Origin of the sequence: Halorhodospira halophila SL1 (genome assembly GCF_000015585.1) — a bacterium.
GTDB classification, from domain to species: Bacteria; Pseudomonadota; Gammaproteobacteria; order Nitrococcales; family Halorhodospiraceae; genus Halorhodospira; species Halorhodospira halophila.
In genome coordinates, this window is record NC_008789.1 from 2,146,938 (window position 1) to 2,160,650 (window position 13,713).

At 69.5% G+C, this 13,713-nt stretch carries 15 protein-coding genes; 13 read left to right on the plus strand and 2 right to left on the minus strand.

Going from position 1 to position 13,713, the window contains the following annotated elements:
• Window positions 1-18 precede the first annotated feature (18 nt).
• Both HHAL_RS09850 and HHAL_RS09855 read right to left on the minus strand, forming a co-directional pair.
• Window positions 19-594, minus strand: a complete 576-nt coding sequence (locus tag HHAL_RS09850; protein WP_011814735.1) for a hypothetical protein — start codon at window positions 592-594, stop codon at window positions 19-21.
• Between the two features lie 2 nt (window positions 595-596).
• Entirely contained in the window at window positions 597-1,253 is a 657-nt protein-coding gene (locus tag HHAL_RS09855) for a type I-MYXAN CRISPR-associated protein Cas6/Cmx6 (protein WP_049751636.1), read from the minus strand.
• Between the two features lie 213 nt (window positions 1,254-1,466).
• Here HHAL_RS09855 and dsrA point away from each other — a divergent pair, with 213 nt between their 5' ends.
• From dsrA to HHAL_RS09920, 13 genes are all read left to right on the plus strand, one after another.
• Window positions 1,467-2,726, plus strand: coding sequence for a dissimilatory-type sulfite reductase subunit alpha (gene dsrA / locus HHAL_RS09860; RefSeq protein WP_011814737.1), 1,260 nt, complete (start codon window positions 1,467-1,469; stop codon window positions 2,724-2,726).
• Between the two features lie 48 nt (window positions 2,727-2,774).
• Complete coding sequence (gene dsrB, locus HHAL_RS09865; RefSeq protein WP_011814738.1) at window positions 2,775-3,863, plus strand: dissimilatory-type sulfite reductase subunit beta; 1,089 nt, start codon at window positions 2,775-2,777, stop codon at window positions 3,861-3,863.
• A gap of 14 nt (window positions 3,864-3,877) precedes the next feature.
• Window positions 3,878-4,237 carry a sulfurtransferase complex subunit TusD gene (tusD, locus tag HHAL_RS09870; RefSeq protein WP_011814739.1) on the plus strand — a complete coding sequence of 120 codons (360 nt, stop codon included), beginning with the start codon at window positions 3,878-3,880 and terminating at the stop codon, window positions 4,235-4,237.
• A gap of 49 nt (window positions 4,238-4,286) precedes the next feature.
• Window positions 4,287-4,667, plus strand: a complete 381-nt coding sequence (gene tusC, locus HHAL_RS09875) for a sulfurtransferase complex subunit TusC (RefSeq protein ID WP_081432216.1) — start codon at window positions 4,287-4,289, stop codon at window positions 4,665-4,667.
• Between the two features lie 11 nt (window positions 4,668-4,678).
• Complete coding sequence (tusB, locus tag HHAL_RS09880) at window positions 4,679-4,978, plus strand: sulfurtransferase complex subunit TusB (protein ID WP_011814741.1); 300 nt, start codon at window positions 4,679-4,681, stop codon at window positions 4,976-4,978.
• 65 nt (window positions 4,979-5,043) lie between these two features.
• Window positions 5,044-5,376, plus strand: a complete 333-nt coding sequence (locus HHAL_RS09885) for a TusE/DsrC/DsvC family sulfur relay protein (protein ID WP_011814742.1) — start codon at window positions 5,044-5,046, stop codon at window positions 5,374-5,376.
• Window positions 5,377-5,426: 50 nt separating this feature from the next.
• Window positions 5,427-6,173 (plus strand): respiratory nitrate reductase subunit gamma, encoded by a 747-nt coding sequence (locus tag HHAL_RS09890; protein ID WP_011814743.1) that lies wholly within the window; start codon window positions 5,427-5,429, stop codon window positions 6,171-6,173.
• Window positions 6,174-6,180: 7 nt separating this feature from the next.
• Window positions 6,181-7,734 carry a sulfate reduction electron transfer complex DsrMKJOP subunit DsrK gene (dsrK, locus tag HHAL_RS09895; protein WP_011814744.1) on the plus strand — a complete coding sequence of 518 codons (1,554 nt, stop codon included), beginning with the start codon at window positions 6,181-6,183 and terminating at the stop codon, window positions 7,732-7,734.
• Window positions 7,735-7,785: 51 nt separating this feature from the next.
• Entirely contained in the window at window positions 7,786-9,729 is a 1,944-nt protein-coding gene (locus tag HHAL_RS09900; RefSeq protein WP_011814745.1) for an NAD(P)-binding protein, read from the plus strand.
• A 12-nt stretch (window positions 9,730-9,741) separates the two neighbouring features.
• A complete protein-coding gene (locus HHAL_RS09905) occupies window positions 9,742-10,155 on the plus strand; it encodes a hypothetical protein (protein WP_011814746.1) in 414 nt (137 codons plus the stop codon).
• Window positions 10,145-10,882 (plus strand): sulfate reduction electron transfer complex DsrMKJOP subunit DsrO, encoded by a 738-nt coding sequence (gene dsrO / locus HHAL_RS09910; protein ID WP_011814747.1) that lies wholly within the window; start codon window positions 10,145-10,147, stop codon window positions 10,880-10,882. The genes HHAL_RS09905 and dsrO overlap by 11 nt, the downstream gene beginning before the upstream one ends.
• 13 nt (window positions 10,883-10,895) lie before the next feature.
• Entirely contained in the window at window positions 10,896-12,146 is a 1,251-nt protein-coding gene (gene nrfD / locus HHAL_RS09915) for an NrfD/PsrC family molybdoenzyme membrane anchor subunit (RefSeq protein ID WP_011814748.1), read from the plus strand.
• Window positions 12,147-12,154: 8 nt separating this feature from the next.
• Window positions 12,155-13,555, plus strand: a complete 1,401-nt coding sequence (locus HHAL_RS09920; RefSeq protein WP_011814749.1) for a cobyrinic acid a,c-diamide synthase CobB — start codon at window positions 12,155-12,157, stop codon at window positions 13,553-13,555.
• Window positions 13,556-13,713 lie beyond the last annotated feature (158 nt).

Sequence of the window (13,713 nt, forward strand, 5' to 3'; positions counted from 1 at the left end):
CGCGCACACGCCGTGCGATCACCCCCGGACCAGGTGCTCGCCGGCACCGACCCCCAGGTTGCCCAGCAAACCGCCGATCACCGGCCGAAGATCCGCAATCATCTCCGGCCCCTCCACCTCGGTCAGACGACCGTGCAACCACAGATCCCGCGGCCGGTCACTGGCGTCACAGCCACGCTGGCCAAGCAGATTGTAGGCCGGGAACCCCGGATCCTCGCCGGCGTAATCGATGCGCGCGTACTCGTTGAGACGCTCTCCGGCACGGGCCAGGAACGCCTGGCCGGCGTCCGGCGCGCCGCTGTTGTCGCGGATGCCATCGGCCAGGCGCTTGACCATGGCCTCGACCAGCCGGCGGCGCGATTCATCCTCCAGACCCCGCAGCCAGGCGAGGCGGTCGGTGTACTGCACGGCGAAGAGCAGCAGCTCCTCCACCAGCGCCAGGTGTCCGCCGGTGCGGTCGGTGATCGGTCCGTCTTCCGACAGCGTTCGCACCGCGGAAGTCGCGATGCGCCAGGCACGGATCGACGCCGCGGCGCCGACCTCTTCCGGCTGCTGCTCCTCGCGGGGCCGGAACCAGTGGGTCTTGGTACGCATGATCAGGTCACCGCCTTGTGGGGAAGGAATAGTCCGCAGCCCCAGCAACGGCCGCTGCCCAGACCGCGGGCCTGGAGCCGGCGCCCGGCCTCAGGGCCCATGCCGTCCACCAGAAGGCTGCGGGTGACTGCCGGCCCGTCGGGGGTCACCAGCGTCTCCTGGCGACCGCAGAGCAGGCGCTTGGGGTGGATATCCATCTCGGCCAACTCCTGCCGGGCGGCCGCAAGCAGTGCGCTCTCCGCCACCGCGCCGCCGTCCGGGCCCAGGACCCGATGGGCGTAAACGGTCGGTGCCGCCGGCAGTTCGCTCAAGCGGGAACCGCCCAATTCCAGGGCCTCGCCGGCGACATCCAGTCCCGCGCCGGCCAGGCCGGCGACCGCATCGGCATGCGCCCGGGCCACCCGCAGGACCAGCCGGCTGCGTCGTGGCAGCAGGATCGGTTGATCCGGCGTTCGCCACCAGCCGTGGCCACTGGTCGGCAGATGGGTCACGCGGATGCCCACCTCCCCGGGATCGAGCAGCGGCGCCAACCGAGGTGCCAGGGCGTCGGCCAGGGGCACCGCGTAGGCCTCAGGCAACACCCGCCCGCGCAGCGGGAAGGCCACATCCACCGCCTCAGCGAGCTCCGGCGCCTGCTCCTCCTCGGTCTCCCAATACACTGCAGCCTCCGCACCGTGATGGCTGTCCCGAGTACACCCGCGCGCTGCACGCTGCTCTATATCCCGAAAGGGATACATCAGAATCCTATTCAGCTCCTTGAATGGATATTCCCTCGCCCCTCCCCCGCTGGCTAGCTTAGGCCACAACCGAAACCGGGCCGCCTCCCGCGGCCCTCGGGTCCGGCAGCCGCAGGCGAGGTGAGGATCAGCGTCATGACCGACAACACGTACAACACCCCGAAACTCGACGAGCTGGAGACCGGCCCGTGGCCGAGTTTCGTCACCGGGCTCAAGCGTCTGGCCGAGGACAAGCCCATGATCGCTGGGGTGCTCGGGCAGCTTGAGCACTCCTACACCGACCGCAAGGGCTACTGGAAGGGCGGCACCATCGGTGTCTACGGCTACGGCGGCGGCATCATCCCGCGCTTCACCGAGCTCAAGGACAACGACGGCAGCCCGCTCTTCCCGGAGGCGCAGGAGTTCCACACCATGCGCTTCATCCCGCCGGCGGGGATGCACTACTCCACGGAGCTGCTGCGCGACATCTGCGACATCTGGGAGAAACACGGCTCGGGGCTGATCGCCCTGCACGGGCAGACCGGCGACATCATGCTCCAGGGCATCACCGCGGATAACGTCCAGGCCTGCTTCGACGAGCTCAACGCCTACGGGCTCGACCTCGGCGGTGCCGGGCCGGCAGTGCGCACCGGCATGTCCTGCGTCGGCGCCGCCCGCTGCGAGCACTCCTGCTGCAACGAGCAGAAGATCCACCGCCTGCTCGTCAACAACTTCCTCGACGACATGCACCGGCCCAGCCTGCCTTACAAGTTCAAGTTCAAGGTCTCGGGCTGCGCCAACGACTGCATGAACAGCATCGAGCGCTCGGACTTCGCCGTCATCGGCACCTGGCGCGACGAGATCCAGGTCGACCAGGCCGAGGTCCAGGCCTTTGTCGAGGCCAAGGGCCGCAAGCACACCATCGACAACGTGGTCAGCCGCTGCCCCTCCGGCTCCCTGAGCCTGAACGACGACAACACTCTGGAGATCGACAACGACAGCTGCGTGCGCTGCATGCACTGCATCAACGTCATGACCCGGGCCCTGTCTCCGGGCGAGGACCGCGGCGTCACCATCCTGGTCGGCGGCAAGCGCACCCTGCGCATCGGCGACCTCTTCGGCACCGTGGTCGTGCCCTTCCTGCCGCTGCGCTGCGACGCCGACTACCAGCGCATCCTCGAGATCGCCCAGGAGATCGTCGACTTCTTCGCCGAGAACGCCCTGGAGCACGAGCGGGTCGGCGAGATGATCGAGCGCATCGGCCTGGTCAACTTCCTCGAGGCCGTGGGCCTGGAGGTCGACCCGAACATGATCCACGAGCCGCGCTCGATCTCCTACGTCCGCACCGACGACTGGGACGAGGAGGCCGAGAAGTGGTACCGGCGCCAACACATGCAGTCCGAGCAGGCCTCGTGAGGCGCGTCGCGACGACCCGGGCGCTCAGCAGCGGAGGAAGACCGAATCATGGCTGAAGCAACCAGCAACACCCAACCCCGGTCCCCCATCGAGAGCGGGACGCCGGATCCGTTCCCCCACATGCACGCCACCCTGCGGCGCAACTTCGGGCTGTGGCGCCACCACGACCGACCGCAGCCGGGCGTGCTCCACCACGTCTCGGAGACCGGTGAAGAGGTGTGGACGGTGCGCGCCGGCACGCAACGGCAGATGGACCTGGCCACGGTGCGCAAGCTCTGCGACATCGCCGACGAGTACGCCGACGGCTACCTGCGCTTCACCATCCGCTCCAACGCCGAGATCACCGTCGATCGCGAGGAGAAGGTCCAGCCGCTGATCGACGCCCTGCGCGGCGCCGGGTTCCCGGTGGGCGGCACGGGTCCGTCGGTGACCATGATCTCCCACACCCAGGGCTGGCTGCACTGCGATATCCCGGCCACCGACGCCTCCGGGGTGGTCAAGGCGCTCATGGACGAGCTGCACCAGGAGTTCGTCCGGGAGGACATGCCCAACCGAGTGCACATCACCACCTCGTGCTGCCAGATCAACTGCGGCGGCCAGGGCGACATCGCCATCAACATCCAGCACACCAAGCCGCCCAAGATCCAGCACGACTTGGTCGGCCAGGTCTGTGAGCGGCCCTCGGTGGTGGCGCGCTGCCCGGTGGCGGCGATCCGCCCGGCCGTGGTCGACGGCAAGCCGTCGCTGGAAGTGGACGAGAGCAAGTGTGTGGCTTGCGGCGCGTGCTATCCGCCCTGCCCGCCGATGCAGATCAACGACCCGGAGCACTCGCGGCTGGCCATCTGGGTGGGCGGCAACCACTCCAACGCCCGGGGCGTGCCGACCTTCCACAAGCTGGTGGTGGCTGGACTGCCCAACAACCCGCCGCGCTGGCCCGAGGTCGCCGAGCACGTCAAGAAGATCCTCTACACCTACCGCGACAACGCGCGCGACTACGAGCGCGTCGGGGAGTGGATCGAGCGCATCGGCTGGAAGCGCTTCTTCGAGCTCACCGGTCTGCCGTTCACCAAGCACCACATCGAGAACTGGCAGGGCTCGCGGCACAAGCTCAACGCCTCGGCGCACCTGCGCTTCTAGGCAAGGGAGGACCCATGCAATTCGGAATCCTGGTCAACGAAGGGCCGTACCAGCACCAGGCCTCGGACAGCGCCTACCAATTCGCCGTCGCCGCCCTGGAGCAGGGCCACGAGGTGCCCCGCGTCTTCTTCTACATGGACGGGGTGCACAACGCCAACCGGCTCCAGGAGCCGCAGCAGGACGACCGCAACATCGTCCGCCGCTGGTCCGAGCTCGCCGAACGGCACCAGATCGACCTGGTGGTGTGCGTCGCCGCTGCCCTGCGCCGCGGCGTCAAGGACGAGATCCTGGCCCCGGGGTTTCGCATCTCCGGGCTCGGCCAGCTGGTCGAGGCGGGCATCCAGGCGGATCGGCTGGTGACCTTCGGCGACTAGCGCCGTCGGCGCAGGCAACGGAACAGGAGGCGAAACCGTGAGCGAGGCAATGGATCTGGAACAGGAAGGCGATATCAAGCGGTTCATGTTCGTCAACCGCAAAGCGCCGCACGGGAGCATCTACGCCCTGGAAGCCCTGGAGGTGGTGCTGATCGCCGCTGCGTTCGACCAGGACGTCAGCCTGGCGTTCCTGGATGACGGAGTCTTCCAGTTGCGCCAGGACCAGAACGCGAAGGCCATCGACATGAAGAACTTCGCGCCCACCTTCCGCGCCCTCGAGGACTACGACATCGAAAAGCTCTATGTCGAACAGGAGTCTTTGGCTGAACGCGGACTCACCGAGGCGGACCTGATCGTCCCCGTGGAAGTCGTCGATCGGGCGCGCATGGGCACATTGATGGCCGACCAGGATGTCGTGCTGTCGTTCTAGGAGGACTCACCGTGCTGCACACCGTCAACAAATCCCCCTGGCAGACCACCAACCTCGACGCCTGCCTGGCCCACCTCGGCGGTGAGCGCCTGTTGCTGATCGAGGACGGGGTCTACGCCGCCGTGGCACGCAGTGATGCGGCCCAGAAACTCGATACCCCGGCCCGGGACGGGCGGGTCTATGTCCTCGGCCCGGACCTCGAGGCCCGCGGCATCGGCACCGAGCAGGTGGCCGAAGGCATCGGGGTCGTTGATTACAGCGGCTTCGTGCAGCTGGTCGCCGAGCACGGCCCGCACCAGGCCTGGCTCTGAGCACCGGGGCACGACCGCCCAGGCTCCAAGAGAAGAGAGACGACCGCAGAAGAGGAGAGAGAACCATGGCAATTCAGGTCAATGGCACCACCATCCCCACCGACGAGGAAGGCTACATCGAGGACCTGAGCCTCTGGTCCCCCGAGGTCGCCGAGATCATGGCCCAGGAGGATGGCCAGGAGCTGACCGAGCAGCACTGGGAGGTGATCAACTTCCTGCGCGAATACTACGACGAGTACCAGATCGCACCGGCGGTGCGGGTCCTGACCAAGCAGATCGGTAAGCGCCTGGGGCCGGAGAAGGGCAACAGCAAGTACCTCTACGAGCTCTTCCCCTACGGCCCGGCCAAGCAGGCCTGCCGCTACGCCGGCCTGCCCAAGCCCACCGGCTGCGTCTAGGGCGGTGTCGAGGCGCCGTCTCGGGGAGCGATGAAGGGAGAGCGAGTACCGTGCTGACAGCGACCTTTGCCGTGCTGTTCTACACCGCCACCGTGGTACTGGTGCTCGGCCTGGCGGCGCGGGTCTATCTCTACGCCCGCACGCCAGCGCCGCTGCGCATCCCCACCACCCCGGCCCCAACTTCCCGGGGCGGCGCCGCCCTGCGCGTGACCAGCGAGGTGGTGGCCTTCCGCAGCCTGTTCCGCGGCGAGAAGCTGCTCTGGCTGCTCAGCTGGGCCTTCCATGTCGCCCTGCTGCTGGTCATCCTGCGCCACCTGCGCTACTTCCTCGATCCGGCGCCGCAGTGGCTGGTGTGGATCCAGCCGCTGGGCCTCTACGCCGCCTACGTCCTCGCGGCCGCCCTGGTCGGCCTGTGGCTGCGGCGCCTCTGGATCGACCGGGTGCGCCACATCAGCACCCCCTCCGACCACGCCGCCCTGGCCCTGTTGCTGGCCATCGGCCTGACCGGGCTGGGCCTGCAGCACTTCCAGCCCACGGACATCGTGGCGGTGAAGGCGTTCTTCATCGGCCTGATGCAGTTCAACTGGCAGCCGCTGCCGAGCGAACCGCTCCTGCTCCTCCATCTGACGCTGGTCGCCCTGCTGATGATGGTCTTCCCGTTCAGCAAGCTGTTGCACGCCGCCGGGGTGTTCTTCAGCCCCACGCGCAACCAGCCGGACAACCCGCGGGAGCGCCGGCATATCGCCCCCTGGGCACGCGCCCTGGAGCAGGACGCCACCCACCAGAAGCAGGAGTGAGGACGCCGTGAGCCAGGATCCCTTTGACGTACCGCCCCTTGCCGCGGACCCGGAGGCCAACGGCCCGCCGCACATGGAGACCGAAGCCACCGGGCACGTGCGCCCGCACCCGGCCAGTAGTGAGCACCAACAGGCGCTCGGCTTCCCCGGCGAGATCCCGGAGGACTGGCAGGAGCGCGCCCTGGCCCGCATGGAGACCCTGCTCGAGCGCAATCGCTCGCTGCGCGTCTACATGGACGCCTGCGTGCGCTGCGGCGCCTGCACCGACAAGTGCCACTTCTACCTGGGCACCTCCGACCCGCAGAACATGCCCGTGGCCCGCCAGGATCTGATGCGCGACGTCTACCGGCGCCACTTCACCCCTGCCGGGCGCAACTTCCCCAGCCTGGTCCGTGGCCGCGAGCTGACCCGCGAGGTGATGGAGGCGTGGTTCACCTACTTTCATCAGTGCTCGCAGTGCCGGCGCTGCTCGGTCTTCTGCCCCTACGGCATCGACACCGCCGAGATCTCCATGGCTGCTCGGGAGATCCTCGACGCCGCCGGCTTCGGCCAGAAGTACACCAACGAGATCATCGGCAAGGTCCACAAGGTGGGCAATAACCTCGGCCTCCCCGGGCCGGCACTGGAGGACACCCTTGAGGGTCTGGAGGAGGACCTCAAGGACGACACCGGCCACGACATCCGCATCCCCCTCGACCAGGAGGGCGCGGACATCCTGCTGGTCACCCCGTCAGCAGACTTCTTCGCCGAGCCCCACGTCGACGGCCTGATGGGGTACGCCAAGGTCCTGCACCAGGCCGGGCTCTCCTGGACGCTGAGTTCCTACGCCTCGGAGGCGGCCAACTTCGGGATGTTCATCGGCAGCTACGAGCAGATGAAGCAGATCGCCGAGCGCATCCGCAAGGCCGCCGTCGACCTGGGCGTCAAGCGCATCGTGGTCGGCGAGTGCGGCCACGCCTGGCGGGTGGCGTACAGCTTCTGGAACACCCTGGCCGGCATCGGCCGCGGGGCCGACGCCGACGACGAGTACGCGCGGGCCCTGCAGCGCCAGCTCGATCCGCGTTACCCGGTACCGCAGCACATCTGCGAACTCACCCAGGACCTGGTCGATCGTGGCGCCATCCGCCTTGATCCGGAGGCCAACAGCCACTACGGCGGTGTCACCTTCCACGATTCCTGCAACGTCGCCCGCGCCTCCCGCATGGGGCAGCGCCCCGGGGGGCAGCTGGAGATCCCCCGCCGGCTGCTGCGCGCCAGTGTCCACAACTACCAGGACATGGCCGACGCCACCATCGGCGACCGGACCTTCTGCTGCGGGGGCGGGGGCGGTCTGCTGACCGACGAACTCATGGAGCTGCGCGTCAAGGGCGCGCAGCCGCGCGTCTCGGCGCTGCGCGAGACCATGGACGAACACGGGGTCGACCGCATGGTGGCCATCTGCGCCATCTGCAAGGCCCAGTTCAGCAAGGTCCTGCCGTACTACGACATCCCGCGCGAGACCATCATCAGCCTCCACGAGGTGGTGGGCAACGCGGTGCGGCTGGATCGCAGCGAGGCTTGAGCCGGCGCTGGGCCCCGCGCGGGCCCCGGCCGAATAACGAGGGAGAGAGTCATGGCGACCCACGCGGAAGAGATCCCCTTCACGTTCCGTCGTTACCGCGACGGCGACGACCGGCAGCGCGCCTGGCGCGAGCAGATCTTCAAGGCGGACACCTCCCACAAGTGTCCGACCTACGTCCACCGCACCCCCCCGTGCCAGGCCAACTGCCCGGCCGGCGAGGAGATCCGCGGCTGGCTCCACGCCGCCCGCGGCCTGGAGCAGCCCGCCGAGGGTGAAGAGTGGCAGGCGCTCGCCTTCCGGCGCCTGGCCGCCGCCAACCCCTTCCCGGCGGTGATGGGGCGCGTCTGCCCGGCCCCCTGTCAGCAGGGCTGCAACCGGCGGGTCGTCGACGACCACATCGCCATCAACGCCATCGAGCACACCATCGGCGACTACGCCCGCGCGCACGCCCTCGACCTCGGCGAACCGGGGAGCGACACCGGGCACCACGTCGCCGTCATCGGCGGCGGCCCGGCCGGGCTGTCCGCCGCCTACCAGCTGCGCAAGCGCGGCCACCGCTGCACCCTGTTCGAGGCGCAGCCGGAGCTCGGCGGCATGATGCGCTACGGCATCCCCGGCTACCGCGTCCCCCGCGAGGTGGTCGACACCGAGATCCAGCGCATCCTCGACCTCGACGTCGAGGTCCGGACCGGGTGCCGAGTCGGCGAGCAGATCACCCTCGAGCAGCTCGACGCGGATTACGACGCCGTCCTGTGGGCCGTGGGCACCCATGAGGGACGCCCGCTACCGGTGGAGGGCTGGGACGAAGCGCCCAACTGCCTCACCGGCGTCGAGTTCCTGCGCGCCTTCAACGAGGGCCGCCTGGGTGCAGTGAGCGATCGCATCCTGGTCATCGGCGGTGGTGACACCTCCATCGACGTGGCCTCGGTGGCCCGGCGCCTGGGCTACAGCACCGAGTTGCCCGACGAGGAGCGGCCGGAGCACGCCGTGCTCGGCTACACCGCCCATGACGCCGCCAACCTGGCCATCCGCGAAGGGGCCGATGTGGTTCTCACCTCCCTCTTCCCCCGCGAGGAGATGGCCGCCTCTGAGCAGGAGATCGAGGACGCCCTGCGCGAGGGGGTGACCATCCGCGACGGGGTGATGCCCCTGACCGTCGAGCGCGACGAGAACGGCCGCGCCTGCGCGGTGCGCTTCGCCGAGTGCCGCATGGAGGGCAACACCCCGCACCCGGTGGAGGGGACCGAGTTCCGGGTCGAGACCGACCTGGTCATCGCCGCCATCGGCCAGCGGGGCAACCTGGAGGGGCTCGAAGAGCTCGACAACGGCCACGGCTTCATGGACGCCGACAAGTCGTTCCAGCTCAGCGGCCGGCCCGGCCACTTCGTCGCCGGGGACATCATCCAGCCCCACCTGCTGACGACCGCCGTCGGGCAGGCAGCCACGGCGGTACGCGGGATCGACGCCTACCTCGCGGGCCAGGAACCGGCCCGCCCGCCCAAGGTCAATGGCCACCACTTCCGGCTGCTCGACGCCCTGCGTCGTGCCGGCCGCGAACCGGAGCCCTACGAGCCGCAGGCGGTGCGCGGCACCGACGCCAGCGGCTTCGCCATCCACAACTTCGAAGACCGCGCCACCCACGAGGTGATCCGCCACGACCGGCTTTACCTGGGCCACTTCACCCCGGCCGAGCGCCCGGAGCGTGAGCGCCGGGCCATCGACCCGGACGGCGTGATCGGCGACTTCAACGAGCGCATCCAGCCGCTGCCCGCCGAAACGGCGCGGACCGAGGCCCGGCGCTGCATGAGCTGTGGCCTGTGCTTCGAGTGCGATAACTGCCTGGTCTACTGCCCGCAGAGCGCCGTGCAGCGGGTACCCAAGGCCGAGCGAGCCACCGGCCGCTACGTGCGTACCGATTACAGCCGCTGCGTGGGCTGCCACATCTGCCGGGACGTCTGTCCGACCGGCTACATCGAGATGGGGCTCGGCGAGTAGGGGGGACCGGCCATGCGGCGTCAACAGCGACTGGCGTGGATCGGCTCCGGGGCCGCCGGGGTGCTTGCGGCCACCGGCCTCGCCCTGGCCGTCGGCGGATGGCCCGGAGACGGCGACGAACCGGCGGCGCTCGCCGACCGCCCCGAGCCCCAGGGCGAGGCCTGTATCCACGATGACCCGGCCACCATGCGTCGCGAGCACATGGACCTGCTCCGGGCCCACAAGGATGCATCGGTGCGGGAGGGGCAGCGCGATCCCGAGAAGAGCCTGCAGGGGTGCGTGAACTGCCACGCCACACCGGGGGATCAACAGGAGCAGGGCGTCCCCGAGATGGCCTTCTGCACCAGCTGCCACGATTACACCGCGGTGGAGATGGAGTGCTTCCACTGCCACAGCAGCGACACGGAGGGGCACGATGAGCGATAAGGATCCGGTGGGCATCAGCCGCCGGCGGCTGCTCGGTGGTGCGGCGGCGCTCGCCGGCGCCGCCCTCGCTCCGGGGCTGTTCCTGGTCCAGGCACGCCCCGATGGCGGTGCCGATGCCGGGGTCCGCTGGGGCCTGCTGGTCGACACCACCCGCTGCGCGGAAGACTGCCAAGCCTGCGTGGACGCCTGCCGCGAGGAAAACGGTTGGCCCGCCGGCGACGGTTCGGCCGGCGACATCCACTGGATCCGCAAGGTCGACCTCGAACCGGTGCGGGAAGACGGCCCCGGCCATTCCGCGCCGGTGATGTGTCAGCACTGCGCCGAGCCGCCTTGCGTCAGCGTCTGCCCCACCCGGGCCTCATTCCGGCGCGCCGACGGCATCGTCCTGGTCGACAAGCACCGCTGCATTGGCTGTCGCTACTGCATGGTCGCCTGCCCGTTCCACGCTCGCGCCTTCGTCGACGAACCCGTGGCCGAGCGCTCACCCAATCATCCGCGAGGCAAGGGAACCGTGGAGGCGTGCACCCTCTGCGTACACCGCATCGACCGGGGCGAGGCGCCGGCCTGCGTGGCGCGCTGTGCCGAGACGGGACACGCGGCGCTGATCTTCGGCGACCTGAACGACCCCGACAGCGAGATTCGCCAGGCCCTGCGCAAGCACCGGGCCGAGCCCCTGCGCCCGGATCTGGCACTGGATGCCGGCGTGCGCTACCACGGACTGTCCTGAGGGAGCATCAGCCATGGCGGCACGGATTCGTTATCAACACCTGGGCACACGCCACCCGCTACGCTGGGCTGCGGCCCTGGCCGGTGCCGGCCTGCTGACGCTGATCGGGGCGGCGGCAGGGCTCTACCTCATCGTCGCCGGTCACCACCTGACCGGCATGGGTCAGCAGGTGGTCTGGGGCTGGCCCCATGTGGTCGCCATCGGCCTGATCCTCGCCGGCAGCGGGGCTTTCGCCCTGGCGGCGCTGGCCCCCACCACCCTGGGACACCCGGGCGAGCCGTGGGCACGCCTGGGCACGGTGGCCGCCGCGGCCCTACTGATTGGCGGACTCGCGGTCCTCAGTCTGGACCTGGGCAGCCCGCAGCGCATCCTTCCGCCGCTGGAGCTCAATCTGATGTCGAGCTTCAGCCGCAACCTGTTCCTCTACACGGCGTTCCTGATCATCGCCTTGCTCTATCTGGCCACCCTGCTGGAACCGCGCCTGCGCCGTTTCGCTGCGGCAGCCGGCGGCCTGGCCGCCGCGGTGGCGGTCCTCCTGGCGCTAAACGTCGGCTCGATCTTCGCCATGCTCGCCGCCCGCCCGGTGTTCGGCGGCGCCATCATGATGCCGCTCTTCCTCGCCGCCGCCCTGACCCTGGGCACGGCGACCCTCTCCCTGATCTGGCTGGCGGTGCTGCGCGCCCAGGGCCAGGAGCCACCGCCGCGGGCCACCGGGCGCCTGGGCGCCCTCCTGCTGATCGCTGTACTGGCCCTCGCCGCCCTGCTGGCGCTGCACTTCCTGACCCTCGCCTACCAGCCGGGCCATCGGGAGATCGCCCGTTTCCTCCTCGTCGACGGCGGCGTCTACCCGGTCGTGTTCTGGATCGGGGTAGTCGCTGTCGGCATCATCACGCCCACTCTCCTCCTGCTGCGGAAGGCGGCCCGCGCTCGCGGTCAGGCCCTCGCCTGGGCCTCGGGGGTTGCCCTGATCGGCGGGTTCGCCCATCTTTTCGTGATGATCGTCGGTGCCCAGGCCTTTCCGCTGCAGATCTTTCCCGGGCGAGAGGTCGAGGGGGCCGTCTTCGACGGGGAGGCTGCCTCTTACCTGCCCAGCGCCTGGGAGGCGCTGCTCGGGCTGGCCGGCCCCGGGCTGGCCCTGCTGATCCTGCTCCTGGCCCTGCGGGCACTGCCACTGACGGCGGTGCACTTCCCGGGGGAGCCGGCGGCGGCAGACGGGCCGATGGCGGCAGCCGATGCAGGAACGGCCGCCGAGCCCAGCCAGTGACGCACACCATGACCCGACCCCCCGCCCGGCTCTACCTTTCGGCCCTGCACAAGGGGTCCGGCAAGACCTCCCTGAGCGTCGGGCTCGCCGGGGCCCTAAACCGCCGGGGGCTCGCCGTCCACCCCTACAAGCGGGGCCCGGACTACATCGACCCCGGCTGGCTGACCCTCGCCAGCGGCCGGCCGTGCCGGAACCTCGACTACCACACCATGGAGTGCGACGAGATCCGGGCCGAAGTCGCCGCGGCGGATGGCGACCTGGCCCTGATCGAGGGCAACAAGGGGCTGCACGACGGCCTCGACCCCGACGGCCGCGACAGCAACGCCGCCCTGGCGGCGGAGTTGCAAGCCCCCATCGTGCTGATCGTGGACGCCCGTGGCATGACCCGCGGGATCGCCCCCACGGTCCTCGGCCACGCCGGCTTCGACCCGCAGGCCCCGGTTGCCGGCGTGATCCTCAACCGCGTCGGCGGGGCACGCCACGAGCGCAAGCTGCGCCAGGCACTGGAGCGGTACACCGACCTCCCGGTGCTCGGCGCCGTGCCCAATCACCCCGAGCTGCACATCGAGGCGCCTTACCTGGGCCTCATCCCGGCGGCGGAGCAGGAACGGGCCCAGGGGATCGTCGACCTGTGGGCCGACCGGGCCGAGGCGCACCTCGACCTGGAAGGTCTCCGGGAGCTGGCGGCGACCGCCCCGCCGCTCCACGCCCCGGCCCAGCCGAACACCGCAGCGAGGAGGGCCGACGTCGACATCGGCATCGCCCACGACCGCGCGTTCAACTTCTACTACCCCGGCGACCTGGAGGCCCTGGAGCGCGCCGGTGCCCGACTCCGCTGGATCGACCTGACCGCTGACACCGAACTTCCTGCCGTGGACGGGCTCATCATCGGCGGTGGCTTCCCGGAACGCCACGCCGCGGAACTCGCTGCCAACCACGCGATGAAGCGGGCGGTGGCCGAGGCCTCCGCCGCGGGCCTGCCGATCTACGCCGAGTGCGGCGGACTGCTTTACCTGTGCCGGCGACTGAACACCGGGGACGGCCATCACATCATGGCCGGTGTCTTCCCGCTGGATGCGGAGATGACCGGCCGTCCCCAGGGCCACGGGTACATGACCCTGCAGACCACGCCGGAGACCCCCTGGAGTCCGGCGCCCGGGACGACGGCCCTGCCCGCCCACGAATTCCACTACTCCAGACTGCGCGAGCCGGTGCCTGAGGAACTCCCCTGTGCCTATCGGGTCACCCGCGGGCAGGGGCTCGGCGGGTGCCGCGATGGGCTGATCAAGGGCAATACCGTCGCCTCCTACGCCCACCTGCGCCACACCTGGACCACCCCCTGGGCCGAGCGATTCGTGGCCTTCGTGCGGGAGCAGAGGCGAAGCGCGGCACCGACCGCCCCTTGCTGACGTTTGCGTCAGATCAATTTTTTTTGCCGCTCCCCCCTTTATTCCCGTGTTGGTGATGAATATAGTCTGAATATATGAAGCGGATAGCCGCGGCCTTAAGCGGCTTGAAGCAACAGCAACGGCCCTAACAAAAACAAGGAATTAAGTTCCCAAAGGGG